Genomic DNA, 25790 nt, shown 5'->3' on the forward strand with positions numbered 1-25790 from the left:
ATCTCTCCCTAGGCAGTCAAGTTGAGCTATGCCGACTCAATGCACGTGAGCCCCGGATTGTTCCCCGGGGTCTGTTCGCTGTGAGCGATCGCTCTCCACGGAGACATCCGTGCAGGTCAGCGGGGCACCCGCCGCGCTTACCTCTTGGTCGGCCTCACTCCGCCGCAAACCCACGGCGAACGCCTGTGGTGCGGTCAACGCCGTCGGCCCGCCGTCCCTTCCCGTGCGACCGCGCCCGGTCGACGCGGTCGACGCGATGCGGGACTTCCGCGACAAACTGCGCTCGCTCGGGCAGCTCGACAACACCCTGGTGCTGTACACGGGCGACCACGGCCTGCTCTGGGCCGACCACGGCTGGCTGCGCAAGTCGGTGCCGTACCGGCCGAGCCTGGAGGTGCCGTTCTACCTGTCGTGGCCGGGCGGCGGACTCGGCACGGCCAGGACCGACGACCGGCTCACGGCCCACGTCGACATCGCGCCCACCCTTCTCGACGCGGCGGGCATCACCCCGGACACCCCGCACGACAGCCACTGGCTGCTCGGCACCCGGGACCGCGACCATGTCCTCACCGAGTGGTGGTGGAACCGCCAGGACAAGCAGCCGATCGCGAGTGCGTAACAGGAGCACCGCTTCGGTGTCCCGGAGCTGGCCCGACGGCTGACGGCGGCCCGGGCGACCTCACCCGACCGGACCGGCCCGGACCCGCCGCGACCGCCCCGACCGCTAGGCGGCGACGGTGCCGGGCATCTGAGCGGTGTGTACGGCGGCGGGGGCGGCGGGGCTGGAGGCCGCCACCGTACGGGCGCGGCGCCAGCCCCGCACCAGCGGCCAGGTCGACACCCCGATCGCCAGGGACATCAGATGCCCCCAGTCCGTCATCGGGTCGGCGAATTCGAGCAGGTCCCCGACGACCATCGAGCCGAAGACGACCAGCAGCGGCCAGCGCAGCCAGGGCCTCAGCAGCCCGGCGAGCGCGCCGACGCTCGTGGCGACGCCGAAACTGATGCCGTAGTCGAGGCGGTGCAGGGAGCTGTCGGGAAGGCCTCCCGCCAGCACGGAAAGGCCGACGGGCACCTCGGTGGCCAGGGTGGCCACGACGTGCCCGAGCAGGAAGACTCCGGCGGTCCGGAGGCCGCCTATCCGCCGCTCCAGCGCGGTCAGCACCAGCACGAACCCGATGGCGTACGGCGAGGTGATCCCGCCCGCCATCCACAGCGCGCTGGCCAGCAGCACCAGCACCGGTTCGCGTACGAGGTGCGCGACGTCGGTGCTGGACCCCTGCTGCAAGGCGTGCACGAGGGAGGGGTCCGCGTAGTCGGTGACCATCGCGGTGACGGTGAGAACGGCCGCGTACCCGAAGGTGAAGGGCGTTCCAGTCGGGGTGGGCAGCAACCGCCAGGGACGGAGCGACCGCAGCCGGGCGAGGGCGCGGGAGACGGGTGGAACCGATGGGGCGGGAGGGGCGAGTACAGGGGGTGTCGTCGCCGGGCGGGGGGCGGGCGGCACGGCCGTGGCGCCGCGTTGTCGCGGCACCCCGTCCAGGAGAAGCGAGCCCGTCTGTGGGTCCTTGAGCGCGGCATCGGCCGAGGAGGCCGTCGGGGCTGTGGTCGTCGCCACTGCCGTCGCCGTCGCGGTCGTGCTCCGGTCCAAGGTGAGGGGCTCCTTCCGTCCCGCCCCACCCTTGGGGGCTCGCGGCGCCGCTGTCTATGACCGACGCCACGTGGGAGGCGATTCATAGCAACCTGATAAGCGGGTACGGCGTCCGCGGTCGCCGTGTCCGCACACGCGTCCGAGTCCGTCCGTATGCGCGTCCGACGGCAGCCCCGTGCCCGAGACGGTGATCGAGCGCAGCAATCGGTCGAGGTAGGCCCGCATCCGGGCGGCCATGCCGACACCCGCGGGGTCGAGGGCCCACTGAAACTGGATGCCGTCCATGACGGCGGCGAACTCCTCGGCGAGCGCCTCGCAGTCGGTGTCGGGCTTCAGTTCGCCGCCCGCGACCGCCTCGCGCAGCGTGCCCGCGCTGACCTCGACGAGATCGGCGTAGCGCTTCACGAAGAACGCGTGGGTGGGGTGGCCGAGTGCGCCTCGACGGCGAAGAACCGCTCGACGTCGCGCTCCTCGCTGCGCCGCAGTACACAGACGGGGCAACTACGGTGCGCTGTTCCTCTTCGATCGCCGCCGTACTGGACGCACTAGCCGTCCAGTACCTCCACTCCGTCAAGTAGCCCCTTTTTCAAGAAGCCCGTCACCGCGATCCACACCACCCCCTCGACAAGCGCGTCGAGGACCTGCTCTCCCGTGTGTCGCTGGAGAAGAAGGCGGGTCAAGCTGTTCCACTCCGTGCTCTGCATGAACGCGGACGGCACCTTCGCCACCGACGGACCCTCATGCACGTCGCCGCTCCCGAGCCGGCCGCGAGCACCTGTCTGGGCATCCCGGTCGCCCTCGCTGCGCGGGCAGCCGAGGGGCACCGACTGGGAATGAGGTCAGTTTCGGCTTCAATCGCGATGTCCTCACTGGGGCTCCTGCGTGAACTGCCTCGCCTTCGACGGCATCGTCTGCGCCGACTGGGGCCTGCTCACCGACGCGCCCGTGCTCGGCGAACTGTTCCCCGCGCGGGCCTGGAGCGCCGCGCAGTGCCCCGAGATGATCGTTGAACCGGTCCGCTCGGCCGCGTCACGGAGGAACGCGTCCATGAATCCGTACATCGACTCCCGCGCGAAAAACTCGGCCTCTTCGAGAACTGTCCCTAAGGACTGGGGAGGACGAGCTCAAGGAGATCCTGCGGCTGCTGGACGCGGTGCCCACGCTGGTGTGCGTCAGCCTCGAACGGCCCGTCGTCCTGCCCGAGATCGCCGCGAGGGCGGCCTCGCTGGTCGCCGACTACGGCGCGAGCGACACTGCACTCCTGGACGTCGTCTTCGGACGGGCGCGGGCCCAGGGGCGACTGCCGTTCGAACTGCCGCGCTCCACGGCGGCGGTGGAGGCGCCACGGCCGGACGTCCTCCCCGACGACACCGAAGACCCCGTGGTCTCCTACGGGCACGGACTGAACCTCCGCCCCCCGAGGGTTAATTCCGCTGCCCATCCTGGTGAAAGTGCCAGGATGGGTGCCATGACTGCCTCGTACGACATCCCTGTAGTCATCGATCGCCGGGAAGGCCCCTACGGCGAGGTCGTGTTGCGGCGCCACGGCGCACTGCTCCAGATCATCGCCAACGGGTGCTTCCTGATGGACACCTCCGACGGCCGCTCGGAGCGGCTGCTCGTCGACGCCGCGCTGGACGCCCTGGACGGGCGGGCGGAGCCGAAGGTGCTGATCGGGGGGCTCGGTGTCGGGTTTTCTCTGGCACACGCAGCCGCCGACCCGCGCTGGGGTCACATCACCGTCGTCGAGCGCGAAGGGGCCGTCATCGACTGGCACCGCGACGGACCGCTGGCCGAACTCACCGCGGCGGCGCTCGCCGACCCCCGGACCGAGATCGTGAGATCCGACCTGCTCGCTCACGTCAATGAGACTTCCGACACGTACGACGCACTGTGCCTCGACATCGACAACGGGCCCGACTGGACCGTCACCGAGGACAACACCGGGCTGTACGGACCGGCCGGACTGGCAAGCTGCGCAAGGGCGTTGAAGCCGGGCGGGGTACTCGCCGTGTGGTCGGCGCAGCCCTCTCCGGAATTTGAAGGAACGCTGCGGAATGCCGGATTCCACCAGGTGCGTACCGAAGAGATCCCCGTTGCCCGGGGCGTTCCGGACGTCGTCCATCTCGGGGTCGGGCCTGGATAGCCGAGCGAAGGTGACTGCCCGTACCCTGCTTCCCTGGCGCAGATCATTCAAGCGTCAAGCGCAGTCATGGGATCACCCCACGGATTCCGGAAAGCACACCTCAGGGGCGGGCGATGGAGCAGACACACACCTCGCACAACGGCACGGCGGCCACGCCAGGCGCTCAGCGCCGGGTGCTGGTGGTCGAGGACGACCCGACGATCGTCGACGCCATCGCGGCCCGCCTGCGAGCCGAGGGATTCCTCGTGCAAACCGCGGGCGACGGACCGGCCGCCGTCGACACAGCCGAGGCCTGGCAGCCCGACCTGCTGATCCTCGACATCATGCTGCCCGGCTTCGACGGCCTGGAGGTCTGCCGGCGCGTGCAGGCCCAGCGCCCGGTGCCGGTGCTGATGCTCACCGCGCGCGACGACGAGACCGACATGTTGGTCGGGCTCGGCGTCGGCGCCGACGACTACATGACCAAGCCGTTCTCGATGCGCGAGCTGGCCGCGCGCGTGCACGTCCTGCTGCGCCGGGTCGAGCGGGCCGTGGTGGCCGCCTCGACACCGCGCAGCGGGATCCTGCGCCTCGGCGAGCTGGAGATCGACCACGCACAGCGCCGGGTGCGGGTGCGCTCGGAGGACGTGCACCTCACGCCCACCGAATTCGACCTCCTGGTGTGCCTCGCCAACACTCCGCGCGCGGTACTCTCCCGCGAGCAGTTGCTGGCCGAGGTCTGGGACTGGGCGGACGCCTCGGGCACACGGACCGTGGACAGCCACATCAAGGCACTGCGCCGGAAGATCGGTGCCGAGCGGATCCGTACCGTCCACGGCGTGGGCTACGCGCTGGAGACCCCGACTCCCTGAGCCGGGTCTCCGCAGGGACCAGGAACCTCATGTAGGGGGCTGATGTCATGAGCGGGCTCGGTGAATCGGGCAGAACCACGGGCGTCGTGAGCGGTCCCGGCGAGCCGGGCCGCGGCGAGGGGTCCTGGGGCTCCGTACGCCCCTTCTCGATCAAGACCAAGCTGGGCGCGCTGGTCGTCATCTCCGTGCTCATCACCACGGGTCTGTCGATGATCGCGGTGCACACCAAGACGGAGCTCCGCTTCATCACGGTCTTCTCGATGATCGCCACACTGTTGATAACGCAGTTCGTGGCCCATTCGCTCACCGCGCCGCTGGACGAGATGAACACGGTCGCCCGCTCCATCTCGCACGGCGACTACACCCGCCGGGTGCGTGACGACCGGCGGGACGAACTGGGCGACCTGGCCCAGACGATCAACCTCATGGCCGACGAGCTGGAGGCCCAGGACCGCCAGCGCAAGGAACTCGTGGCGAATGTCTCGCACGAGCTGCGCACCCCCATCGCGGGCCTGCGCGCGGTCCTGGAGAACGTCGTGGACGGCGTCTCCGCCGCCGACCCCGAAACGATGCGTACGGCCCTGAAGCAGACGGAACGGCTGGGCCGGCTGGTCGAGACGCTGCTGGACCTCTCCAGGCTGGACAACGGCGTCGTGCCCCTGCGCAGGCGCCGTTTCGAGGTGTGGCCGTACCTGTCCGGCGTGCTCAAGGAGGCCAACATGGTCGCCTCCGCGCGCGCGGGCATCGCCTCGGGCTCCGGCAGCCACACCCGCACCGACGTCCATCTGCACCTCGACGTGTCCCCGCCGGAGCTGACCGCGCACGCCGACCCGGAGCGGATCCACCAGGTCGTGGCGAATCTCATCGACAACGCGGTCAAGCACAGCCCGCCGCACGGCCGGGTGACGGTCAAGGCACGGCGGGGCGACTACCCCGAGTCACTGGCCCTGGAGGTCCTGGACGAGGGCCCCGGGATTCCGCAGTCGGAGTGGCATCGGGTCTTCGAGCGCTTCAACCGCGGCGGGGTGCCCTCGCCCCACGGCCCGGGCAGCGACGGCGGTACGGGCCTCGGGCTCGCCATCGCCCGCTGGGCGGTCGATCTGCACGGCGGCCGGATCGGCGTGGCCGAATCCCAGCGGGGCTGCCGGATCCAGGTCACCCTTCCAGGGCTTCCTTCTCTGCCAAGTTGACGTAAAGTTCGAACCGGAGCCACAAGATCCATCGTCGTCCCGTGCTCGTGGACACGTGTGATCAGGCACAGGGCCGTGTGAGTCGTACCGCGACCCTGAATCGACGCACCCATTCCGGACCGAAACCCCGCTTGTTTCCCGCCATTTCCCTCCCCGAAACACGCTTTCCGATGTGACTTACACGACGTTGGACCGGCCCGGCCTGACCTTCTCGGCCATGGGGGCGTAGCCTTAATTCCCGCTGTCCATCACCTTGTGAAGCGGAAGAGGGCGGTTGCCGCCGTGTCGCCACAGTCCCCCAGTAACTCGAGCATCTCGACCGATGACCAAGCCGCCGGGAAGAACCCCGCGGCCGCGTTCGGTGCGAACGAGTGGCTCGTCGACGAGATCTATCAGCAGTACCTCCAGGACCCGAATTCGGTAGACCGAGCCTGGTGGGACTTCTTCGCCGACTACAAGCCGGGGGCCCCTGCCGCCTCGGCTTCGGCGGGTACTGCGGCCGCGGGGGCCGCAGGGACCACCACCCCGTCAGCAGCGCCTCAGGCCGCGCCTGCCGCTCCGGCAGCCCCTGCCGCGCCCTCGGCGCCCGCGGCCCCGGCCCAGGCCGCTCCTGCGGCTCCTGCGCCCGCCCAGGCCGCCGCTCCCGCGGCCGCTCCGGTGGCTCCGAAGCCCGCTGCCGCCGCCCCGGCTCCCGTGAAGGCCGCTCCGGCCGCCGCGAAGCCGAAGGCCGAGCCCGCGACCGAGGCCCCCGCGGGTCCCGAGTACGTGACGCTGCGTGGCCCCGCCGGTGCCGTCGCGAAGAACATGAACGCCTCCCTGGAGCTGCCCACGGCCACGTCCGTGCGCGCGGTCCCGGTGAAGCTGCTCTTCGACAACCGCATCGTCATCAACAACCACCTGAAGCGCGCCCGGGGCGGGAAGATCTCCTTCACCCACCTCATCGGCTACGCGATGGTGCAGGCCATCAAGGCCATGCCGTCGATGAACTGGCACTACGCGGAGAAGGACGGGAAGCCGACCCTCGTCAAGCCTCCGCACGTCAACTTCGGCCTCGCCATCGACCTGGTGAAGCCGAACGGCGACCGCCAGCTCGTCGTCGCCGGCATCAAGAAGGCCGAGACGCTGAACTTCTTCGAGTTCTGGCAGGCCTACGAGGACATCGTCCGCCGCGCCCGCGACGGCAAGCTGACGATGGACGACTTCACGGGTGTCACGGTCTCCCTGACGAACCCCGGCGGCCTCGGCACCGTCCACTCCGTCCCCCGCCTGATGCCCGGCCAGTCGGTCATCATGGGCGTCGGCTCCATGGACTACCCGGCGGAGTTCCAGGGCACCTCCCAGGACACCCTGAACAAGCTCGGCATCTCGAAGGTCATGACGCTCACGTCGACCTACGACCACCGGGTGATCCAGGGCGCCGCCTCCGGCGAGTTCCTCCGCATCGTCGCGAACCTCCTCCTCGGCGAGAACGGCTTCTTCGACGAGATCTTCGAGGCCCTGCGCATCCCCTACGAGCCGGTCCGCTGGCTCAAGGACATCGACGCCAGCCACGACGACGACGTCACGAAGGCCGCCCGCGTCTTCGAGCTGATCCACTCCTACCGGGTCCGCGGCCACGTCATGGCCGACACCGACCCGCTGGAGTACCGCCAGCGCAAGCACCCCGACCTCGACATCACCGAGCACGGCCTCACCCTGTGGGACCTGGAGCGCGAGTTCGCGGTCGGCGGCTTCTCCGGCAAGTCGATGATGAAGCTGCGCGACATCCTCGGCGTGCTGCGCGACTCGTACTGCCGCACCACCGGCATCGAGTTCATGCACATCCAGGACCCGAAGCAGCGCAAGTGGATCCAGGACCGCGTCGAGCGCCCGCACTCCAAGCCGGAGCGCGAGGAGCAGCTGCGCATCCTGCGCCGCCTGAACGCGGCGGAGGCCTTCGAGACCTTCCTGCAGACGAAGTACGTCGGCCAGAAGCGCTTCTCCCTGGAGGGCGGCGAGTCCGTCATCCCGCTCCTCGACGCCGTCATCGACAGCGCCGCGGAGTCCCGCCTGGACGAGGTCGTCATCGGCATGGCCCACCGCGGCCGCCTGAACGTCCTCGCCAACATCGTCGGCAAGTCGTACGCGCAGATCTTCCGCGAGTTCGAGGGCAACCTCGACCCGAAGTCGATGCACGGCTCCGGCGACGTGAAGTACCACCTGGGCGCCCAGGGCACCTTCACCGGCCTGGACGGCGAGCAGATCAAGGTCTCGCTGGCCGCCAACCCCTCCCACCTGGAGACGGTCGACCCGGTCATCGAGGGCATCGCCCGCGCCAAGCAGGACATCATCAACAAGGGCGGCACGGACTTCACCGTCCTGCCGGTCGCCCTGCACGGTGACGCGGCCTTCGCGGGCCAGGGTGTGGTCGCCGAGACGCTGAACATGTCGCAGCTGCGCGGCTACCGCACCGGCGGCACGGTCCACATCGTCATCAACAACCAGGTCGGCTTCACCGCCGCCCCGGAGTCCTCGCGCTCCTCCATGTACGCCACCGACGTGGCCCGCATGATCGAGGCGCCGATCTTCCACGTGAACGGCGACGACCCCGAGGCCGTCGTCCGCGTCGCTCGTCTGGCCTTCGAGTTCCGCCAGGCGTTCAACAAGGACGTCGTGATCGACCTCATCTGCTACCGCCGTCGCGGGCACAACGAGTCGGACAACCCGGCGTTCACGCAGCCGCTGATGTACGACCTGATCGACAAGAAGCGCTCGGTGCGCAAGCTCTACACCGAGTCCCTGATCGGCCGCGGCGACATCACCCTCGAAGAGGCCGAGCAGGCGCTGCAGGACTTCCAGGGCCAGCTGGAGAAGGTCTTCACCGAGGTCCGCGAGGCCGTCTCGCAGGGGGCCGAGGTGCAGATCTCGGACCCGCAGGCGCAGTTCCCGGTGGCCGTGCAGACCGCGGTCTCCCAGGAGGTCGTGAAGCGGATCGCCGAGTCCCAGGTCAACATCCCCGACAACGTCACCGTCCACCCGCGTCTGCTGCCGCAGCTGCAGCGCCGGGCGGCGATGATCGAGGACGGCACGATCGACTGGGGCATGGGCGAGACCCTCGCCATCGGCTCCCTCCTCCTGGAGGGCACCCCGGTCCGGCTGTCGGGTCAGGACTCCCGCCGCGGCACCTTCGGCCAGCGCCACGCGGTCCTGATCGACCGGGTCACGGGCGAGGACTTCACCCCGCTCCAGTACCTCTCCGACGACCAGGCCCGCTACAACGTCTACGACTCCCTGCTCTCCGAGTACGCGGTCATGGGCTTCGAGTACGGCTACTCGCTGGCCCGCCCGGACGCCCTCGTGATGTGGGAGGCGCAGTTCGGCGACTTCGTCAACGGCGCGCAGACGGTCGTCGACGAATACATCTCGGCCGCGGAGCAGAAGTGGGGCCAGACGTCCGGCGTCACGCTCCTCCTCCCCCACGGCTACGAGGGCCAGGGCCCGGACCACTCCTCGGCCCGCATCGAGCGCTTCCTCCAGCTGTGCGCGCAGAACAACATGACGGTCGCCCAGCCGACGCTCCCGTCGAACTACTTCCACCTCCTGCGGTGGCAGGTGCACAACCCGCACCACAAGCCGCTGGTGGTCTTCACCCCGAAGTCGATGCTGCGCCTCAAGGCCGCCGCGTCGAAGACGGAGGAGTTCACCACGGGCGCCTTCCGCCCCGTCATCGGCGACGACTCGGTCGAAGCCTCGGCGGTCCGCAAGGTCGTCTTCTGCGCCGGCAAGCTGTACTACGACCTCGAGGCCGAGCGTCAGAAGCGCGGTGTCACGGACACGGCGATCATCCGCATCGAGCGCCTGTACCCGCTCGCGGGTGCCGAGCTCCAGGCGGAGATCGCCAAGTACCCGAACGCCGAGAAGTACCTGTGGGCCCAGGAGGAGCCGGCGAACCAGGGCGCGTGGCCCTTCATCGCGCTCAACCTGATCGACCACCTGGACCTGGCCGTCGGCGCCGACATCCCGGGTGCCGAGCGGCTGCGCCGCATCTCCCGCCCGGCCGGCTCGTCCCCGGCCGTGGGCTCCGCGAAGCGGCACCAGGCCGAGCAGGAGCAGCTGGTGCGTGAGGTGTTCGAGGCGTAGCCCTCGATCCACTCAAGTCCGGTGAAGGGCCCGGCCTCCGAGAACACCGGAGGCCGGGCCCTTCCCTGTGCCACCGTTCCGGCGGTGATACGGGGGTCGAGGCCCTCCGGGCGCCCCGTGGGCCCACTTATCCTTTTCTCAGCGTTCCCCTTCACTTTCAGCGACGGAGCACCATCCATGTACTTCACCGACCGTGGCATCGAGGAACTGGAGAAGCGGCGCGGCGAGGAGGAGGTCACCTTCGAGTGGCTCGCCGAGCAGCTGCGTACGTTCGTCGACCTCAATCCGGACTTCGAGGTGCCGGTGGAGCGGCTGGCGACGTGGCTGGCGCGGCTGGACGACGAGGACGACGAGGAGTAGGCCCCCGGCGTCGAGAGCGGGTGGGCGTCAGTCGAAGGCGCGCAGCCGGTCGTACGCGAGGCCGAGCGCCCCGTGGAGCATCAGGAGCGTCCCCGCGACGATCCAGCCGGCACTGTGGCGCCGTACGCCCCACACGGTGAGCGGCAGCCCGGCGGCCAGCTGCCCGGTCGCGAGGACACGGGCCCGGCGCCCGCGCAGCCAGGAACCCGCCCCGGCGCCTTCCACCGCCTCCAGCTCCGCCCGGGCCGCCGCACGCCACCCGTTCCACTCGATCTGCTCGGCACCGGGCTGGATCCGGGCCACCTCGAGGAGCCGGTCGGCCGGCTCCCCGGGGCCGAGCCCGGCCGGCAGCAGCACCCCCGCGCGCGTGAGGACGGCAAGCAGTCCCCGCAGGCGCGCGCGGGCGTCCGCCCCGGACACCGGCCTGGTCAGCGGGTCGAGCGCCTGCATGTCGAGGACCGGGTCGAGGCCGAGCCGCGTGGCGAAGGTGCGCATCGCCTCGTCCTCACCGACCGGGGTGCCGTTCGCCAGCCATTCGTAGCCCACACTGCGCCGGAAGCCCGCCGCGAGGGTGAGCCCGCTGCGGTCCGCGTCCCACCACAGGGCCAGTACGGGCCAGGGGGCGCTGACGGCCAGGGCGGTGGCCCACCCCGTGACCACGCGGTCGACGGGCTCGGCGCCGTGCAGCCAGGGCTCGCCCTCGGGAACGAGCACGCTCCACTCGGGGCCCGCCCCGGTGAGCAGCATCCGCTCCCGCAACAGCTGGGCGGCCAGGCCGACGGACTCGTGCCCTGCCCGGCAGAGCAGCAGGGCGCCGGCGGCCTTGGCCTGGGACGAGTCGGGCGTCGTGGACATGGGCACACCGTAGATCGACCGCGACTCGAATTGCCTGTTTTGCCCGTCAAGTTCCCACCACTCACCCGCAAGCCCTGATCGCGAGGACCCCACTTCCCCCAAACGAGTGCCTTGACTTTCCACATCCGCGATATATCGTGAATGACGGAAGACGCGATATGGCGCGTCGAGTCCAGATTACGTCGCCAGACGCGTCCGGTCTGGTCGGGTCGTTGGGAGGTCTGCACCATGTCCGAGTGGTCCGTCGCAGAGCCGAGGAAGCTCACCTTCGACGACCCCGTGACGGCACTTCATGTGCGCGTCGTCAACGGAACGGTGAACGTCGTGGGGACCGACGAGGGTTCCGCCCGCCTCGAGGTTTCCGAGCTGGAGGGCCCCCCACTGCTCGTGACCCAGCAGGACGGCACGCTCACCGTGGCGTATGAGGATCTGCCCTGGAAGGGCTTCCTCAAGTGGCTCGACCGCAAGGGCTGGCGCCGCAGCGCCGTCGTCACACTGGCCGTCCCGGCCGCCACCCCCGTCGAGGTGGGCGTCGTCGGCGCCGCCGCCGTGGTCTCCGGGATGGAGAACCGGGTGGAGGTCAAGGGCGTCACGGGCGACACGACCCTCGTACGGATCGCCGGCCCCGTCCGCGTGGACACCGTCTCCGGGAGCCTGGAGGCCCAGGCCGTCGCCGGCGACCTCCGTTTCCACTCCGTCTCCGGCGATCTGACCGTGGTCGAGGCCTCGGGCTGCTCCGTGCGCGCCGAATCGGTGAGCGGCTCGATGATCGTGGATCTCGACCCCACGGGCTCCCCCACCGACGTCCAACTGTCGAACGTCTCTGGGGAGATCGCCATCCGCCTCCCGCACCCCGCGGACGCCGAGGTGGAGGCCAACACCGCCAGCGGCACGGTCTCCAGCGCCTTCGAGGACCTCCGGGTCAGCGGCCAGTGGGGCGCCAAGAAGATCACCGGCCGACTGGGCGCGGGCAACGGCAAGTTGAAGGCGGTGACCGTCTCCGGTTCCATCGCCATGCTCCGCAGGCCGACGACGGAGGACGAGCCCCACGACGACGGGTCGTCCACCTCCCCGGAGACCCCGACCGACAAGAAGGTGCTCTGACATGCCTCCCGTCTTCGCCCACGGCCGCCTGCGCCTCTACCTGCTGAAGCTGCTGGACGAGGCCCCCCGCCACGGGTACGAGGTGATCCGGCTCCTGGAGGAGCGCTTCCAGGGGCTGTACGCACCCTCGGCAGGCACCGTCTACCCCCGGCTGGCGAAGCTGGAGGCGGAAGGGCTGGTCACCCACACCACCGAGGGCGGCCGCAAGGTGTACGCGATCACGGACGCGGGCCGCGCCGAACTGGCCGACCGCAGCGGCGAACTCGCCGACCTGGAGCTGGAGATCCGCGAGTCGGTCGCGGAGCTCGCCGCGGAGATCCGCGCCGATGTGCGGGGCGCGGCGGGCGATCTGCGCCGAGAGATGCGGGCGGCGGCCACCGAGGCGAGGCGCAGCGGCAAGGGCGGCTCCGGCGCCGGAGAGCACGAAGGTCCCGCGGGCGACTTCGGGGACTCCCACGACAAGGAGTCGTGGCGGGTCGCGAAGGAGGAGATGCGGCGGGTCAAGCAGGAGTGGAAGGAACAGAACCGGCGCGCGAAGGACGAGAGCCGCCGGGCCCGCGACGAGGCGCAGCGCGCGCGGCGCCAGGCCAAGGAGGCGCAGGACGAGATGCAGCGCATGGCCAAGCGGGTCCAGGAGCAGGTCCAGGACCGCTTCGCGCGCGGCGACTGGCCGAACGGGGTCCGTGAGGGCCTGAGCGAACTGGCCAAGGAATTCGGCGACTTCGGGAAGACCTTCGGCAAGGACTTCGGCAAGGACTTCGGCTTCGGCCGCGCGGGTGCGGCGGCCACCGGGTCGGCGAAGCCCGAGTACGCCGAGTACACGGACACTCCGGAGGACTTCCCCGCCGACTACGCACCCTCCTGGGCCCACGAGGACTCCACCGGCGACCCCGCCCGTGACCTCGAACGACTCCTGGACCGCTTCCGCGACGACATCCGCGACGCGGCCCGCGACCACGGGGTGACGGAGGACCAACTCCGCGCGGCCCGCCGTCACTTGTCGACGGCGGCGGCGCACATCGGAGCCGCGTTGCGCACGCCGAAGAGCTGACGCCCAGCGTCGCCCGGGGCCCTTCGAGGTCCGGGGCGGATCCCCTGGGCTTCGGCCGGGGATCCCGGAGAAGCCTCCGGCTCCTTCCGCTCACCCCGCCTTGGCCTCCCCGCCGCCGTACAGCACGCGCGTGACCGCCTCATAGGTGATCCCGTGGTCGGCGAGCACCTCCGCCGGCACACCGGGCCGAGCGGTCAGGGCCATCAGCAGATGCTCGTCGCCGATGTGCCGGTCATGACGGGCGAGCGCCGCACGAAGGGACCGCGTCAGCACGTCCTTGGCCCCCGGGGCGAACGGCCGACGCCTGGACCGACGCCCGCCACCACTGCCGTTCCCCGATCCCAGTGCCCCGACCCCGTGGGCCTCTTCCACCCGGGAGACGATCTCCGAGAGGTCGATCCCGAGCCCGGAGAGCGCCTCCGTGTCAGCGCGGGAGAGCCCACCCCGCCTGCGCGCCTCGTCAAGCGCCCGTTCCATCGAGTCGCGACGACCGGCCGCACCGAGCGAGGCCAGCGCGAACGAGCCACGGCTGCCCTCCCGGTCGAGGAGGGCGAGAAGCATGTGCTCCTCGTCCACCGCCTCGGCACCCGCGCGTTCGGCGTGTCCGACCGCTCCCTCGACCACGGCCCGGGCGTCCTTCGTGAACCGCTCGAACATCACTGCCTCCCGTACTTCTTGTGCACGGCCTGCCTGCTCACTCCGAGTTCCGCGGCGATCTCCTGCCACGACCAGCCCTGATTGCGCGCGCTGCGCACCTGCACCGCTTCCAACTGCTCCAGCAGTCTCCGCAGCGCGGAGACCGCCCGCAGTCCGATCCGCGGATCGCGATCACCCGCACGCTCGGCGAGATCCGTTGCTTCGGTCATGCTGTCAATCTAAGTTGACAGCAAGGTGAGTGTCAACCCCGGTTGACATCCGGTACGCGAAACGGCGGGCCCGAAACCTCCCGAGCCCGCCGCGACCGCCCCGCACTACACCCCGGCCCGAACAGCCGAGGATCCCTCAACCCCCCACCCTCGTACTCACCCTCACCCTCACGCTCATCCCACCGTGAGAACGATCTTCCCGAACTGATCGCCCGCCGCCAGCCGCTCGAACCCTTCCCGGGCCCGGTCCAGCGGAAGCACCTCGTCGATGACGGGTCGCACACCCGTGGCGGCGCAGAAGGACAGCAGATCCTCCAGCTCGTCCTTGGTGCCCATCGTGGAACCGACGATCTTGAGTTCCAGGAAGAAGACGCGGGTGAGCTCGGCGTGCGAGGGTCGGTCGCCGCTCGTCGCGCCCGAGATGACCAGCGTGCCGCCGGGCCGCAGCGACTTGATGCTGTGCGACCAGGTGGCCGCGCCGACCGTCTCGATGACCGCGTCAACGCGCTGCGGCAGCCGTGCGCCTGACTCCAGGGCCTCCACGGCCCCCAGCTCGACGGCCCGCTTGCGCTTGGCCTCGTCGCGACTGGTGGCAAAGACCCGAAGACCGGCGGCCTTGCCGAGCACGATCGCGGCGGTCGCCACGCCGCCGCCGGCGCCCTGGACGAGGACGGAGTCGCCGGGCCGTACTCCGGCGTTGGTGAACAGCATGCGGTAGGCCGTCAGCCACGCGGTAGGCAGACAGGCGGCCTCCTCGAAGGAGAGGTCCTTGGGCTTGGGAATGACGTTCCACGTCGGGACGGAGACCTGTTCGGCGAACGTGCCCTGGTAGTGCTCGGTGAGGATGGAACGGGGCTCCTTCGGGCCGACCCCGTGCCCCGTCTGTCCGATGACCGAGTGCAGCACGACTTCGTTGCCGTCCTCGTCGACGCCGGCCGCGTCGCATCCGAGGATCATCGGCAGCTTGTCCTCGGAGAGACCGACGCCGCGCAGGGACCAGAGGTCATGGTGGTTCAGGGACGCGGCCCTGACATTCACGGTGGTCCAGCCCGGCCTCTGCTCGGGGGCCGGGCGCTCCCCCAACTCCAGGCCGGTGAGCGGCTGATCACGGTCAATGCGGGCGGCGTAGGCAGCGAACATGACCTTGACGATAGGCTCCGCCCCCGCCCGGCGGAACCACGTCCCCCTGTGACACACGTCCCGCCACCCTCACGCCCCACGTCACACCGGCCCACCCCACCCACACCCGGAAGCAACCGCCGACTTCCGGACCGGGGCGAAGCCCTGCCGAGGGGCCGAAGGCGGAGCCCCGCCGGGGGCCCAGGGCGCAGCCCCGCCAGGGGGGCCAAAAACAGAGCCCCGCCGGGGGCCCAGCGGCGGAGCCCCTCTGGAGTGATGGGGGCGGAGGCCCGCGAGGGTGAGCGGGGGCCCAGCCCCTGGCTGGGCCTGAGGGCGAAGTCCCGCAGAGGCCAAGGAGCGAAGCCTTACCGGAGGGCGAGGGCGCAGCCCTGCGGAGGTCCGGGGGCGAAGCCCCACCGGAGGGCGAGGGCGGAGCCCCAGGAGCGCAGCCCTACGGAGGTCCGGGGCGAAGCCCTACCGGAGAGATCCGGGGGCGAAGCCCAACCAGGCCCAGGGGCGCAGCCCTACGGAGGTCCGGGGCGAAGCCCCGCCGGGGCCCCAGGCGCGGAGCCCCTGGCGGGGGTCCGAGGCAGGGGGTGCAGCCCTCCCTCCCCCGCAGGCCCCCGCCCGGGGGCCAGGGGCGGAGCCCCTGCGGGGTCGAAGGGGCGCAGCCCCTGGGGATGGGACGGGTAGGGGCGGCGGGGGCGAAGGAAGGGGACCCGTACGGACCAATCCGGGACAGAAGACAGGGCCCCGCCGGGAGCAACCCGGCGAGGCCCTGGAATCACGCGGCCGCGTCAGCGGCGGGCAACACCCTCGGCCCGAGCAGCCGCAGCCACCGCCGCGGTAACCGCAGGAGCCACCCGCTCATCGAACGGCGAAGGAATCACATAGTCCGCGGCAAGGTCGTCCCCGACGACCGCAGCCAACGCCTCCGCCGCCGCGATCTTCATCCCCTCGGTGATCCGAGACGCCCGCACCTGCAACGCCCCCGCGAAGATCCCGGGAAACGCCAGCACGTTGTTGATCTGGTTCGGGAAGTCCGACCGCCCGGTGGCGACCACGGCCGCGTACTTGTGGGCGATCTCGGGGTGCACCTCGGGGTTCGGGTTGGCCATGGCGAAGACGAAGGCCCCCTCGGCCATCGACGCCACCGCCGGCTCCGGCACCGTGCCCCCGGACACGCCGATGAAGACGTCCGCACCCGCGAGCGCCGACTCCAGCGACCCCGTGAGCCCCGCCTTGTTGGTGATCCCGGCGAGCTCCCGCTTGACGTCGGTCAGGTCCTCCCGGTCCGCGGAGACGATGCCCTTGCGGTCCGCGACCGCGACGTCACCGATCCCCGCCTCCAGCAGGAACTTGGCGATGGCGACCCCGGCCGCCCCCGCCCCCGAGATCACCGCACGCAGATCACCCAGCGTCCGCCCGGTCAGCTTCGCGGCATTCCGCAGCGCCGCCAGGGTCACGATCGCGGTCCCGTGCTGGTCGTCGTGGAAGACGGGAATGTCCAGCCGCTCCTGGAGCTTGCGCTCGATCTCGAAGCACCGCGGTGCCGAGATGTCCTCCAGGTTGACGCCCCCGAACGAGGGAGCGAGCCGGACCACGGTCTCCACGATCTCGTCGACGCCCGTGCAGTCCAGCGCGATCGGCACGGCATCCACCCCGCCGAACTGCTTGAACAGAATGGCCTTGCCCTCCATCACGGGAAGGGAGGCCTCCGGGCCGATGTCACCGAGTCCCAGCACCGCCGTGCCGTCCGTCACCACAGCGACGACGGACGACTTCCACGTGTAGTCATGGACGAGCTCGGGCTGCTCGGCGATGGCGCTGCACACCTTCGCCACGCCGGGCGTGTACGCCAGGGACAGGTCGTCCTTGTCACGGACGGGCACGGTGGCCTGCACGGCCATCTTGCCGCCACGGTGCAGCGCAAAGGCAGGGTCGAAGTCGAGGGAGTCGACGGAGCCGTCGGAACCGACGGTGTCGACGGAGCCGGCGGAATTGACCGGCTCCACGTCGCCTTCAAGACCAGTACTGCTGTCGCTGCGAGGATTGACGATCTCCGCTGCCACTTTGTTTTACCCCTTAAGTCTTCATTGTTTGAGGGTGACCACTCCTGGTTGAGGGGTGGGCGGGCACCGCGTAATCCTGCCGCCGTGGTTGCGTACGGGCTGATACGCGACGGGCGCGCCGCACACGCGCCCTGAGCCCCGGATGAGGGGTGTAAAGAACCTTCTTACCGGACGGACCAGGTCGGCGACGAGTCCATACCGCGAAGCTCACACGCCGGTGACATGACTCATACATGGATATGTGGACAAGTCCAAGACATGACCTCAGGACACCACAAGTGCGGCGTAGCGCCGGCCCGCATCGTGGGATGCGCCGAAGTTCTTCCGGCCGGAAGGAGGGATTCCCGCACAAGGTCCGGCCCTGATGGAGCCGTCCGCGGCGGTTCGGGGGTCACCCGTTATCCGATTTTGACATAGCGAGTCCCCTGAAGCGCGCAGTCCGAATGGCAAGATGCCGTCATCACACGAGGTCGCGACACCCAAAGGTGTGTGTTCTCGTCGACCCATCGGCAACTCCCTCATCCGCCGGAGGCACCCACCATGACCGCAAGCACCACCCGTCGTACGACCGCCGCGCAGTCCCGGATAGCAGCGGTCGGCGCGATCGCGGTCGCCGGGGCCCTGGTCCTCACCGGCTGCGGTGACCAGACCAAGAAGGACTCCAACAGCTCCTCCTCGAGCGCCGCCTCAGCTCCGCTGGCCTCCAAGCTGCCCGCGTCGATCCGTGACGCGGGTGTCATCAAGGTCGGCTCGGACATCGCGTACGCGCCGGTCGAGTTCAAGGACAGCTCCGGCAAGACCGTGGGTATCGACCCCGACCTGGCGGACGCGATGGGCAAGCAGCTCGGTGTGAAGTTCGAGTTCCAGAACGGCACCTTCGACACCCTGATCACGGGTCTGCGCTCCAAGCGGTACGACATGGCGATGTCCGCGATGACGGACACCGCGGACCGCCAGAACGGTGTCGACGCCGACACCGGCAAGAAGGTCGGCGAGGGCGTCGACTTCGTCGACTACTTCACCGCGGGTGTCTCGATCTACACCCCCAAGGGCAAGACCCAGAACATCAAGACCTGGGCCGACCTCTGTGGCAAGAAGATCGCGGTGCAGCGCGGCACGGTCTCGGAGGACCTCGCCAAGTCCGAGTCGAAGAAGTGCACGGGCGGCAAGAAGATCGCCATCGAGTCGTACGACAACGACCAGCAGGCCCAGACCCGGGTGCGCGCCGGTGGCGCCGACGCCGGTTCCTCGGACTTCCCGGTCGCCGCGTACGCGGTGAAGACCTCGGGCGGCGGCAAGGACTTCGAGCTCGTCGGCGAGCAGGTCGAGGCGGCGCCGTACGGCATCGCGGTCGCCAAGTCCAACACGCAGCTCCGCGACGCACTGCAGGCCGCGCTCGACGCGATCATCAAGAACGGCGAGTACGACAAGGTGATAGCGAAGTGGGGCGTCGAGGCCGGCGCCGTCAAGACGGCCGCGGTCAACGGAGGAAAGTGACCGCGGGCGCGAGCGGGCACTGAAAGGCAACAACACCCGTGACTGTTGACATCGACAAGACGGCTGGGCCGGAGGAGACTCCTCCGGCCGGGCCGGAGGCCATCAAGGCCATCCCCGTCCGGCACTACGGACGGTACCTCTCGGCCGTCATCGCGATCGCCGTGCTCGTCGCGATCATCTACGCGTTCGGCCAAGGCAAGATCAACTGGCATGCCGTACCGGACTACTTCTTCGACCACCGCATCATCAAGGGCGTCGGTCAGACGCTGCTGCTGACGGTGCTCTCGATGGCGATCGGCATCCTCGGCGGCATCCTGCTCGCGGTGATGCGCCTGTCGAAGAACCCCGTGACCTCGTCCATCGCGTGGTTCTACATCTGGTTCTTCCGCGGCACCCCGGTCCTCGTCCAGCTGTTCGTCTGGTTCAACCTGGGTCTGGTCTTCGAGTACATCAACCTCGGGCCGATCTACAAGGACTACTGGTCCAGCTTCATGACGCCGTTCCTGACGGCGCTGCTGGGCCTGGGCCTGAACGAGGCCGCGTACATGGCCGAGATCTGCCGTGCCGGTCTGCTCTCGGTCGACGAGGGCCAGACCGAGGCCTCGCACGCGCTGGGCATGAGCCACGGCAAGACGCTGCGGCGGATCATCATCCCGCAGGCGATGCGCGTGATCGTGCCGCCCACGGGCAACGAGGTCATCAACATGCTCAAGACGACCTCCCTCGTGTCGGCGGTGCAGTACTACGAACTCCTGCGGTACGCCCAGGACATCGGACAGACCTCCGGCGCCCCGGTGGAGATGCTCTTCCTGGCCGCCGCCTGGTACCTGATCATGACCTCGGTCCTGAGCGTGGGCCAGTACTACGTCGAGCGGTACTACGCCCGCGGTTCGAGCCGTCAGCTGCCGCCCACCCCATGGCAGAAGATCAAGGCCAATCTGACGTCCCTGTCGAGCCGGAAGGGGGCGACGGCATGACCGAGAAGGAAACCGGCAAAGACATTTCCGGTGCGCCGATGGTGAAGTCCGAAGGCGTGCACAAGTCCTTCGGCGCGGTCGAGGTCCTCAAGGGCATCGACCTGGAGGTCAGGCCCGGCGAGGTCTTCTGCCTCATCGGCCCCTCCGGCTCCGGCAAGTCGACCTTCCTGAGGTGCATCAACCACCTGGAGAAGATCAACGCCGGCCGGCTGTACGTCGACGGGGAGCTGGTCGGCTACCGCCAGAAGGGCGACAAGCTGTACGAGCTCAAGGACAGCGAGGTCGCGCTGAAGCGCCGGGACATCGGCATGGTCTTCCAGCGCTTCAACCTGTTCCCGCACATGACGGCGCTCGAGAACGTCATGGAGGCCCCGGTCCAGGTCAAGGGCATCAGCAGGACCCAGGCCCGGGCGCGTGCGGAGCAGCTCCTGGAGCGCGTCGGCCTGGCCGACAAGGCGGCCAACTACCCCTCGCAGCTCTCCGGCGGTCAGCAGCAGCGTGTCGCCATCGCCCGCGCGCTGGCGATGGACCCGAAGCTGATGCTCTTCGACGAGCCGACCTCGGCGCTCGACCCGGAGCTGGTCGGTGACGTCCTCGACGTCATGCGCGACCTCGCCGAGTCCGGCATGACGATGATCGTCGTCACCCACGAGATGGGCTTCGCCCGCGAGGTGGGCGACTCGCTGGTCTTCATGGACGGCGGTGTGGTGGTCGAGTCCGGCCACCCGCGTGACGTACTGACGAACCCGCAGCACGAGCGGACGCAGTCGTTCCTGTCCAAGGTGCTCTGAGCCACGGACAAGAGGAAAGGGGCGGTACGGGAATCCCGTACCGCCCCTTCTTCGTGCGGTTCGCGCCCGGACTCTTCTTCCGGACCCCCGCGGCCTGCCTATTTCACCGCCAGCACCAGCGCGTCGGACGGCGACCGCCACACCGCCCGCGCCTCCCCGAAGCCCTTTTCGCGCAGCACGCGCGTGTGCCAGTCGACGGACGGCATGTCGCCGTCGGCGTGCTCCCCGTAGATCTCGAAGCGGCGGGCGGTCGGCGCGGCGAGGGCGGGGTCCTGGGCCGCCAGCTCCCACCAGGCGGCCCAGTCGAGCACCCCGCGCGCCTTGGCCTGGTCCATCCGGGCGTGTCGCTGGGCGCGCTCGGCCGCGTTGATCCGGGGCGTGGACCCGTCGATCATGTGGTCGGCGTTCATGAAGACTCCGCCGTCGCGGACGAGCTGCGCGACCTGACCGTAGAGGACCGCGAGGGGTTCGCTGTGCAGCCAGTGGAGGGCGGTGGCGGTCAGGACGGCGTCGTACGAGTCGTAAGGCAGCCGGGTCGCCCAGTGCGGGTCCTTGAGGTCGGCCGTGACGAAGGAGACTCTCTCGTCGCCCGCGAAGGTTCCCTCGGCGATGGTGAGCAGCGCCGGGTCGAGGTCGACCCCGGTGCTGGTGGCCTTCGGGAAGCGGTCGAGGAGCCGGGCCGTGATGGTGCCGGTGCCGCAGGCCAGGTCGAGGACGCGCGGCTCCGGGCCGACCAGGGCCTCGACCATGTCGAGCATCACCCGGAAGCGCTCCTCGCGGTCCGGCATGTACCACTCCTGTTGCCGGTCCCAGCTCTCCTGCCAGGCGTGCCAGTCGGTTCCGTTGCCGTGGATCTCGTCGCTGTCGATTCCGGTGCCGACGGTCATGGAAGTCCCTTCTCCGTTCGCCTTCACTCGCCCGCGTAATACCCTGGAAGCGCAATCAGCCGTTACCTGACCGCACGCACGACGATAGAGCGCCTCCGTAAGGACTACAAGTGGAACTGGCCTATTACTCGGATTACGCGGTACGCCTCGTCAACACCGAGGAGCCGACCCGGGGCAAGGACTCGCTCACCTCGGTCGAGGCGGTCCGGGGCCTCTTCGGAGGGAACTCCTCCGCGGCCCGCCGCGCCACGGACGCGGACGTCACCCGCTTCCGGTCGGTCCGCGCCCGGCTGCGCGCCGTCTTCGAGGCGGCCGACGGCGGCGACGAGACCCTGTCCGTGGACCTGCTGAACTCACTCCTCCTGGAGTTCCCCGTCAGCCCGCAGATCTCCGGGCACGACCACCGGGACGACGACGGGCGCCCGCTGTGGCACATGCACCTGGCGGACCACCCGTCGAACGCGACCGCGGGCTACGCGGCGATCGCCGCCATGGGACTCGCCTTCCATCTCACCGCGTACGGCGTGGACCGCCTCGGCCTCTGCGAGGCGGCCCCCTGCCGCAACGCGTACCTGGACACGTCGACGAACCGCTCCCGGCGCTACTGCTCGGACCGCTGCGCGACCCGCGCCAACGTGGCCGCCTACCGGGCCCGCAAACGCCTGGAGGCCGACCGGTCGGAGAGCACGGGCCTGGCGGCGCCGAGCGCCCAGCGGACGAGTGCGAACGGCGAGCGCTGACCCGGCAGGTGGGGCCGGTAGCGGAAACGCACCTTTCCCAGGACGAGGTCCTCGGGCACGGTCCCGTAATCGGTGCTGTCCCCACCCGCGTAGGCGTTGTCCCCGAGCACCCACCAACCCCCCTCGCGCCGCTCCGCGATCCGCTTCACGACCAGCAGGTCCTGCTGGAACGGATGGCGCAGAACGACCACGTCACCGGCCCTGACCCGGGCCCCGTACTGCACGACGAGCCGATCTCCGTGCTGGAGCGTGGGCACCATGGAGGGCCCCGTCACCTCGGCCGCCCCGAACGGCAGCACGGCCCTCCCACGCTCGGTCTCCTGCGACAGCTCCGGCATCACCGGCACCTCCCCGGTCCATCCTCCACCAGTCCCAGTCTCACCCTGGACTTTTGTCCTAAGCCCATGGGGGCACTCGAGAAAAGACGTCTCCTACGGAGTAATGTCCCACCTGAGAAGACGATCACGAGGAAGGACAGCTCAATGCTCTCCCGCCTGTTTGCCCCCAAGGTCAAGGTCAGCGCGCACTGCGACCTGCCCTGCGGCGTGTACGACCCGGCCCAGGCCCGCATCGAGGCGGAGTCGGTGAAGGCCGTCCAGGAAAAGATGGCCGGCAACGACGACCCGCACTTCCAGGCTCGCGCCACCGTCATCAAGGAGCAGCGCGCCGAGCTCGCGAAGCACCACGTGTCGGTGCTCTGGAGCGACTACTTCAAGCCCCCGCACTTCGAGAAGTACCCGGAGCTGCACCAGCTGGTCAACGACACCCTGAAGGCCCTCTCGGCCGCCAAGGCGTCCACGGACCCGGCCACGGGCCAGAAGGCGCTGGACTACATCGCCCAGATCGACAAGATCTTCTGGGAGACCAAGAAGGCCTGACCTTTGGTCATACGGCTCGGCCCGCGACCTGTTCGGTTTCTCCGGTCACGCGGTCCCGCTGCCCGCACCCGGCCCGCGGGGCGCCGAACACGGCGTCCATGACGGTCCGGGTGCGGTCTTCTTTCGCCGGACTTCTTTCGTCGGGGCTTCGTTCGCCCTTCGTCAGGGCTTCGTTCGTCCGACTTCATTCGGATACGGCGACCACGTGCTTGCCGACGACACCGCCGCGTTCGAAGGCCTGGTGCGCCGCGGTGATGTCCGCGAGTGGGTACACGCTGTTCACCACCGGGCGCAGAGCTCCCGAGGTGACGTGGTCGGCCAGGGCGCGCAGCACGGTGGCGTCGGGGTTGGCGCTGAAGGTGCGGATGCGGCGGGCGCCGTACACGCTCGATGCCGCGATCGCGGCCAGGGCGGGGGCCGACAGTCCGACAGTGACCATCCGGCCGCCTTTGGCCAACCGGCTCCGGTAGCAGTTCAGTTCCGTGCCGACCGTGTCGACGATGACGTCGAAGGGACCGATCAGGTCCGAGGTGGTGGAACCGTGGTCGAGGACCTCGTCGGCGCCGAGGTCGGCGAGGGCTGGGGTGTGACGGGCGCGGGCCAGTGCGGTCACGTGGCAGCCCAGGGCGTGCGCGAGTTGGACGGCGGCCGTGCCGACGCCGCCCGCCGCGCCGCGGACCAGGACCTTCTCTCCGGGCGCGAGGCGCACGGTGTCCCGCACCGCGATCAGCGCCGTCGCACCGGCGACGACCAGGGAGGCCGCGCCGGCCGCGGAGAGCGTCGCCGGGGCGGGCGCGAGCCGGTCCGCGGGGACGACGACGTACTCGGCCGCCCCGCCGACGGTGTGCCGCTGCCGGGGGTGAACCATGCCCCACACCCGGTCCCCGACCCGGTGGACCGCCACGCCGGCGCCGGTCGCGGCGACGGTGCCCGCGAAGTCCAGGCCCACCCCGAGCGGGAACCTGCGGCCCGACACGATCTTCAACTCCCCGGCGCGCAGCATCACATCGTGGCCGTTCACGCTGGACGCCTCGACGCGGACCTGCACTTCACCCGCGCCCGGGGCGGGGCGGTCGACGTCGTTGACCCGCAGCACATCCGCTGCGTCGCCGTAACTCATGATCTGAGCGGCCTTCATGGCGCTGTTCCCTTCCAGGGTCGGCTGTTGCGGTTCCGATCCTGGTACCGGGCCGCGGCATCACGGTCGTTCGCCTTTTCCTGGGTCCGGCGGACCCACCCTCGCGGGCCGCGCCGCGGGCATACTGGCGCCGTGACTGACGCGCCCGTCGCGGTGAGCGACGACCCCCGGCACGAACTCGGCGAGTTCCTCAGGACTCGCCGCACCCGGCTGCGGCCGCAGGACGTCGGTCTGGAACCCGGCCCGCGGCGGCGCGTCGCCGGGCTGCGGCGCGAAGAACTGGCTCTGCTGGCCGGGGTCAGCTCGGACTACTACCAGCGCATGGAGCAGGGCCGCGACGTACGCCCGTCCGAGCAGGTCCTCGACGCCCTCGCACGCGCCCTCAGCTTCTCCGCCGAGGAGACCCGGCATCTGCACAGCCTCGCCGCCGCCGCGCGCACGCCCACCAGGCGCCCGCGCGACCACGCGCCCGAGGAGGTGCCGCCCACCACCCTGCGGCTGCTGCGCACGATGACCTCGCCCTCCGTGGTCGTCGGCCGCTTCCTGGACGTACTGGCGTGGAACCCGCTCGCCGGTGCCCTGCTCGGCGAGTTCACCCAGCGCCCGCGGAACGAGCGCAATCTGCTGTCGCTGCTGCTGCACCCGGAGGCCGACCGGACGTGCCCGGAGCGGGCCGCCACCGTCGCCGAGCTGGTCGCGATGCTGCGGACGCAGGTCGCGGCCGAGCCGGGGCATCCGCGCGCCGTCGAGCTGGTCGGTGAACTCGCCGTCCGCAGCGACGAGTTCGCGGGCCTGTGGGCGCGTCACGACGTGGCGGAGACCACCCGCGGCCGGATGCGCGTCCATCACCCGCTGGTCGGGGAGCTGAACCTGGACTGGGACGCGTACCCGATGCCGGGCGCCACCGGCCCCGTACTCATCGCCTTCACCGCCGAGGAGGGCGGGCCCGACGCCGAGCGCCTCCAGCTGCTCGCCGGCCTGCTCGTCGCCCCCGGTCCGGCGGCTGCGCCCCGCCCGCGGCCTTGACCCACCGGCCCCTGTCAGTGGGCCGTGTCATCCTGAAGAAATGACTCTGGAGGATCTGGTCCGGCTGCGCCGGGCACGCGACCGGATGGACCGCGAGTACGCGGAGCCGCTGGACGTCGCCGCGCTCGCGCGCACCGCGCTGATGTCACCCGGGCACTTCCAGCGGAGCTTCCGGGCGGCGTACGGGGAGACGCCGTACAGCTATCTGATGACCCGCCGAATAGAACGGGCCAAGGCCCTGCTGCGGCGGGGCGACCTGACGGTCACGGAGGTCTGCCTCGCCGTGGGCTGTACGTCGCTCGGTTCGTTCAGCTCCCGCTTCACGGAGCTGGTCGGCGAGACCCCGAGCGCGTACCGGGCCCGGCCGCATGATCACGGCGCCCCGATCCCGCCGTGCGTGGCCCAGCGCCTGACCCGCCCGACCCGCCACCGCAACCCGGAAGCGGAACCGGGCACACGCCTCTAGCGTGGG

Annotated in this window: 27 protein-coding genes; 15 read left to right on the forward strand and 12 right to left on the reverse strand. The window is 70.1% G+C overall.

What is annotated here, in order from left to right; all coding sequences use genetic code 11:
* The first annotated feature begins 109 nt into the window (after nucleotides 1-109).
* Entirely contained in the window at nucleotides 110-619 is a 510-nt protein-coding gene (locus tag SMIR_RS11310) for a sulfatase-like hydrolase/transferase (RefSeq protein WP_249938412.1), read from the forward strand.
* 105 nt (nucleotides 620-724) lie between these two features.
* Here the strand turns inward: SMIR_RS11310 and SMIR_RS11315 are convergent, their stop codons facing one another.
* The 4 genes from SMIR_RS11315 to SMIR_RS43430 form a co-directional block, all read right to left on the reverse strand.
* Complete coding sequence (locus SMIR_RS11315; RefSeq protein ID WP_248003118.1) at nucleotides 725-1651, reverse strand: rhomboid-like protein; 927 nt, start codon at nucleotides 1649-1651, stop codon at nucleotides 725-727.
* 54 nt (nucleotides 1652-1705) lie between these two features.
* Nucleotides 1706-2056 (reverse strand): TetR family transcriptional regulator C-terminal domain-containing protein, encoded by a 351-nt coding sequence (locus SMIR_RS11320; RefSeq protein ID WP_248003117.1) that lies wholly within the window; start codon nucleotides 2054-2056, stop codon nucleotides 1706-1708.
* Between the two features lie 140 nt (nucleotides 2057-2196).
* On the reverse strand, nucleotides 2197-2397 hold the full coding sequence (locus SMIR_RS11325; protein WP_212726949.1) for a hypothetical protein: 201 nt from the start codon (nucleotides 2395-2397) through the stop codon (nucleotides 2197-2199).
* A 120-nt stretch (nucleotides 2398-2517) separates the two neighbouring features.
* Nucleotides 2518-2712 (reverse strand): hypothetical protein, encoded by a 195-nt coding sequence (locus SMIR_RS43430; protein ID WP_249938413.1) that lies wholly within the window; start codon nucleotides 2710-2712, stop codon nucleotides 2518-2520.
* Nucleotides 2713-3119: 407 nt separating this feature from the next.
* On the opposite strand from SMIR_RS43430, the gene SMIR_RS11335 reads away from it, so the two are divergent.
* The 5 genes from SMIR_RS11335 to SMIR_RS11355 all read left to right on the forward strand — a co-directional run bounded on the left by SMIR_RS11335 (nucleotide 3120) and on the right by SMIR_RS11355 (nucleotide 10317).
* Complete coding sequence (locus SMIR_RS11335; RefSeq protein ID WP_168501294.1) at nucleotides 3120-3797, forward strand: spermine/spermidine synthase domain-containing protein; 678 nt, start codon at nucleotides 3120-3122, stop codon at nucleotides 3795-3797.
* Nucleotides 3798-3910: 113 nt separating this feature from the next.
* Nucleotides 3911-4648, forward strand: coding sequence for a response regulator transcription factor (locus tag SMIR_RS11340; RefSeq protein WP_054236710.1), 738 nt, complete (start codon nucleotides 3911-3913; stop codon nucleotides 4646-4648).
* 47 nt (nucleotides 4649-4695) lie between these two features.
* The gene (locus SMIR_RS11345; RefSeq protein WP_248003115.1) at nucleotides 4696-5838 is read left to right on the forward strand and encodes a HAMP domain-containing sensor histidine kinase; all 1143 of its coding nucleotides are present in this window, start codon (nucleotides 4696-4698) and stop codon (nucleotides 5836-5838) included.
* Nucleotides 5839-6120: 282 nt separating this feature from the next.
* Nucleotides 6121-9957 (forward strand): multifunctional oxoglutarate decarboxylase/oxoglutarate dehydrogenase thiamine pyrophosphate-binding subunit/dihydrolipoyllysine-residue succinyltransferase subunit, encoded by a 3837-nt coding sequence (locus SMIR_RS11350; RefSeq protein WP_168495441.1) that lies wholly within the window; start codon nucleotides 6121-6123, stop codon nucleotides 9955-9957.
* Between the two features lie 177 nt (nucleotides 9958-10134).
* Nucleotides 10135-10317 carry a DUF6104 family protein gene (locus SMIR_RS11355; protein WP_005312030.1) on the forward strand — a complete coding sequence of 61 codons (183 nt, stop codon included), beginning with the start codon at nucleotides 10135-10137 and terminating at the stop codon, nucleotides 10315-10317.
* Nucleotides 10318-10344: 27 nt separating this feature from the next.
* Here SMIR_RS11355 and SMIR_RS11360 read toward each other — a convergent pair whose 3' ends face one another.
* Nucleotides 10345-11172 carry a hypothetical protein gene (locus tag SMIR_RS11360; RefSeq protein ID WP_168495440.1) on the reverse strand — a complete coding sequence of 276 codons (828 nt, stop codon included), beginning with the start codon at nucleotides 11170-11172 and terminating at the stop codon, nucleotides 10345-10347.
* A gap of 228 nt (nucleotides 11173-11400) precedes the next feature.
* Between SMIR_RS11360 and SMIR_RS11365 the strand changes: the two genes are divergently transcribed.
* Together SMIR_RS11365 and SMIR_RS11370 are read left to right on the forward strand one after the other, a co-directional pair.
* Nucleotides 11401-12276, forward strand: a complete 876-nt coding sequence (locus SMIR_RS11365) for a DUF4097 family beta strand repeat-containing protein (RefSeq protein ID WP_168495439.1) — start codon at nucleotides 11401-11403, stop codon at nucleotides 12274-12276.
* Nucleotide 12277: 1 nt separating this feature from the next.
* Entirely contained in the window at nucleotides 12278-13327 is a 1050-nt protein-coding gene (locus SMIR_RS11370; RefSeq protein WP_168495438.1) for a PadR family transcriptional regulator, read from the forward strand.
* Between the two features lie 90 nt (nucleotides 13328-13417).
* Here SMIR_RS11370 and SMIR_RS11375 read toward each other — a convergent pair whose 3' ends face one another.
* From SMIR_RS11375 to SMIR_RS11390, 4 genes are all read right to left on the reverse strand, one after another.
* On the reverse strand, nucleotides 13418-13984 hold the full coding sequence (locus tag SMIR_RS11375) for a Clp protease N-terminal domain-containing protein (RefSeq protein WP_212726950.1): 567 nt from the start codon (nucleotides 13982-13984) through the stop codon (nucleotides 13418-13420).
* The gene (locus SMIR_RS11380; RefSeq protein WP_010984411.1) at nucleotides 13984-14193 is read right to left on the reverse strand and encodes a helix-turn-helix domain-containing protein; all 210 of its coding nucleotides are present in this window, start codon (nucleotides 14191-14193) and stop codon (nucleotides 13984-13986) included. Before SMIR_RS11380 ends, SMIR_RS11375 begins: the two co-directional genes overlap by 1 nt.
* A gap of 174 nt (nucleotides 14194-14367) precedes the next feature.
* Nucleotides 14368-15333: a zinc-binding dehydrogenase gene (locus tag SMIR_RS11385; protein ID WP_168495436.1), complete on the reverse strand. Its 966-nt coding sequence runs from the start codon at nucleotides 15331-15333 to the stop codon at nucleotides 14368-14370.
* A gap of 776 nt (nucleotides 15334-16109) precedes the next feature.
* Nucleotides 16110-17384 carry an NAD(P)-dependent malic enzyme gene (locus SMIR_RS11390; RefSeq protein ID WP_101400613.1) on the reverse strand — a complete coding sequence of 425 codons (1275 nt, stop codon included), beginning with the start codon at nucleotides 17382-17384 and terminating at the stop codon, nucleotides 16110-16112.
* Between the two features lie 540 nt (nucleotides 17385-17924).
* Here SMIR_RS11390 and SMIR_RS11395 point away from each other — a divergent pair.
* Genes SMIR_RS11395 through SMIR_RS11405 form a run of 3 tightly spaced genes read left to right on the forward strand, consistent with a single transcriptional unit; the run spans nucleotide 17925 to nucleotide 20649 of the window.
* Nucleotides 17925-18881 carry an ABC transporter substrate-binding protein gene (locus SMIR_RS11395; protein WP_101400611.1) on the forward strand — a complete coding sequence of 319 codons (957 nt, stop codon included), beginning with the start codon at nucleotides 17925-17927 and terminating at the stop codon, nucleotides 18879-18881.
* A gap of 38 nt (nucleotides 18882-18919) precedes the next feature.
* Nucleotides 18920-19858: an amino acid ABC transporter permease gene (locus SMIR_RS11400; protein ID WP_168495435.1), complete on the forward strand. Its 939-nt coding sequence runs from the start codon at nucleotides 18920-18922 to the stop codon at nucleotides 19856-19858.
* The gene (locus SMIR_RS11405) at nucleotides 19855-20649 is read left to right on the forward strand and encodes an amino acid ABC transporter ATP-binding protein (protein ID WP_099920705.1); all 795 of its coding nucleotides are present in this window, start codon (nucleotides 19855-19857) and stop codon (nucleotides 20647-20649) included. Before SMIR_RS11400 ends, SMIR_RS11405 begins: the two co-directional genes overlap by 4 nt.
* A 98-nt stretch (nucleotides 20650-20747) precedes the next feature.
* On the opposite strand, the gene SMIR_RS11410 is transcribed toward SMIR_RS11405, so the two are convergent.
* On the reverse strand, nucleotides 20748-21536 hold the full coding sequence (locus SMIR_RS11410; RefSeq protein ID WP_168495434.1) for a class I SAM-dependent methyltransferase: 789 nt from the start codon (nucleotides 21534-21536) through the stop codon (nucleotides 20748-20750).
* A gap of 110 nt (nucleotides 21537-21646) precedes the next feature.
* Between SMIR_RS11410 and SMIR_RS11415 the strand changes: the two genes are divergently transcribed.
* Nucleotides 21647-22276, forward strand: coding sequence for a CGNR zinc finger domain-containing protein (locus SMIR_RS11415; RefSeq protein WP_168495432.1), 630 nt, complete (start codon nucleotides 21647-21649; stop codon nucleotides 22274-22276).
* Here SMIR_RS11415 and sodX read toward each other — a convergent pair.
* Nucleotides 22180-22614 carry a nickel-type superoxide dismutase maturation protease gene (sodX, locus tag SMIR_RS11420; RefSeq protein ID WP_101403740.1) on the reverse strand — a complete coding sequence of 145 codons (435 nt, stop codon included), beginning with the start codon at nucleotides 22612-22614 and terminating at the stop codon, nucleotides 22180-22182. The genes SMIR_RS11415 and sodX overlap by 97 nt on opposite strands.
* A gap of 144 nt (nucleotides 22615-22758) precedes the next feature.
* On the opposite strand from sodX, the gene sodN reads away from it, so the two are divergent.
* Nucleotides 22759-23154 (forward strand): superoxide dismutase, Ni, encoded by a 396-nt coding sequence (gene sodN, locus SMIR_RS11425; protein ID WP_004983535.1) that lies wholly within the window; start codon nucleotides 22759-22761, stop codon nucleotides 23152-23154.
* A 184-nt stretch (nucleotides 23155-23338) separates the two neighbouring features.
* On the opposite strand, the gene SMIR_RS11430 is transcribed toward sodN, so the two are convergent.
* Nucleotides 23339-24292: an NAD(P)-dependent alcohol dehydrogenase gene (locus SMIR_RS11430; RefSeq protein WP_212726951.1), complete on the reverse strand. Its 954-nt coding sequence runs from the start codon at nucleotides 24290-24292 to the stop codon at nucleotides 23339-23341.
* Between the two features lie 132 nt (nucleotides 24293-24424).
* Here SMIR_RS11430 and SMIR_RS11435 point away from each other — a divergent pair, with 132 nt between their 5' ends.
* Complete coding sequence (locus SMIR_RS11435; RefSeq protein ID WP_211118807.1) at nucleotides 24425-25318, forward strand: helix-turn-helix transcriptional regulator; 894 nt, start codon at nucleotides 24425-24427, stop codon at nucleotides 25316-25318.
* A 40-nt stretch (nucleotides 25319-25358) separates the two neighbouring features.
* Nucleotides 25359-25784, forward strand: coding sequence for a helix-turn-helix transcriptional regulator (locus tag SMIR_RS11440; protein ID WP_054228117.1), 426 nt, complete (start codon nucleotides 25359-25361; stop codon nucleotides 25782-25784).
* The last annotated feature ends 6 nt before the right edge of the window (nucleotides 25785-25790 follow it).

The organism is Streptomyces mirabilis (assembly GCF_018310535.1).
In the GTDB taxonomy this organism is placed as follows: Bacteria; Actinomycetota; Actinomycetes; order Streptomycetales; family Streptomycetaceae; genus Streptomyces.

Coding starts and splice junctions, on each gene's coding strand:
- SMIR_RS11360 (WP_168495440.1), bottom strand. CDS start 11,172: ATGTCCACGACGCCCGACTCGTCCCAGGCCAAGGCCGCCGGCGCCCTG.
- SMIR_RS11430 (WP_212726951.1), bottom strand. CDS start 24,292: ATGAAGGCCGCTCAGATCATGAGTTACGGCGACGCAGCGGATGTGCTG.
- SMIR_RS11395 (WP_101400611.1), top strand. CDS start 17,925: ATGACCGCAAGCACCACCCGTCGTACGACCGCCGCGCAGTCCCGGATA.
- SMIR_RS11410 (WP_168495434.1), bottom strand. CDS start 21,536: ATGACCGTCGGCACCGGAATCGACAGCGACGAGATCCACGGCAACGGA.
- sodX (WP_101403740.1), bottom strand. CDS start 22,614: ATGCCGGAGCTGTCGCAGGAGACCGAGCGTGGGAGGGCCGTGCTGCCG.
- SMIR_RS11440 (WP_054228117.1), top strand. CDS start 25,359: ATGACTCTGGAGGATCTGGTCCGGCTGCGCCGGGCACGCGACCGGATG.
- SMIR_RS11380 (WP_010984411.1), bottom strand. CDS start 14,193: ATGACCGAAGCAACGGATCTCGCCGAGCGTGCGGGTGATCGCGATCCG.
- SMIR_RS11345 (WP_248003115.1), top strand. CDS start 4,696: ATGAGCGGGCTCGGTGAATCGGGCAGAACCACGGGCGTCGTGAGCGGT.
- SMIR_RS11370 (WP_168495438.1), top strand. CDS start 12,278: ATGCCTCCCGTCTTCGCCCACGGCCGCCTGCGCCTCTACCTGCTGAAG.
- SMIR_RS11355 (WP_005312030.1), top strand. CDS start 10,135: ATGTACTTCACCGACCGTGGCATCGAGGAACTGGAGAAGCGGCGCGGC.
- SMIR_RS11385 (WP_168495436.1), bottom strand. CDS start 15,333: ATGTTCGCTGCCTACGCCGCCCGCATTGACCGTGATCAGCCGCTCACC.
- sodN (WP_004983535.1), top strand. CDS start 22,759: ATGCTCTCCCGCCTGTTTGCCCCCAAGGTCAAGGTCAGCGCGCACTGC.
- SMIR_RS43430 (WP_249938413.1), bottom strand. CDS start 2,712: ATGTACGGATTCATGGACGCGTTCCTCCGTGACGCGGCCGAGCGGACC.
- SMIR_RS11335 (WP_168501294.1), top strand. CDS start 3,120: ATGACTGCCTCGTACGACATCCCTGTAGTCATCGATCGCCGGGAAGGC.
- SMIR_RS11365 (WP_168495439.1), top strand. CDS start 11,401: ATGTCCGAGTGGTCCGTCGCAGAGCCGAGGAAGCTCACCTTCGACGAC.
- SMIR_RS11405 (WP_099920705.1), top strand. CDS start 19,855: ATGACCGAGAAGGAAACCGGCAAAGACATTTCCGGTGCGCCGATGGTG.
- SMIR_RS11340 (WP_054236710.1), top strand. CDS start 3,911: ATGGAGCAGACACACACCTCGCACAACGGCACGGCGGCCACGCCAGGC.
- SMIR_RS11375 (WP_212726950.1), bottom strand. CDS start 13,984: ATGTTCGAGCGGTTCACGAAGGACGCCCGGGCCGTGGTCGAGGGAGCG.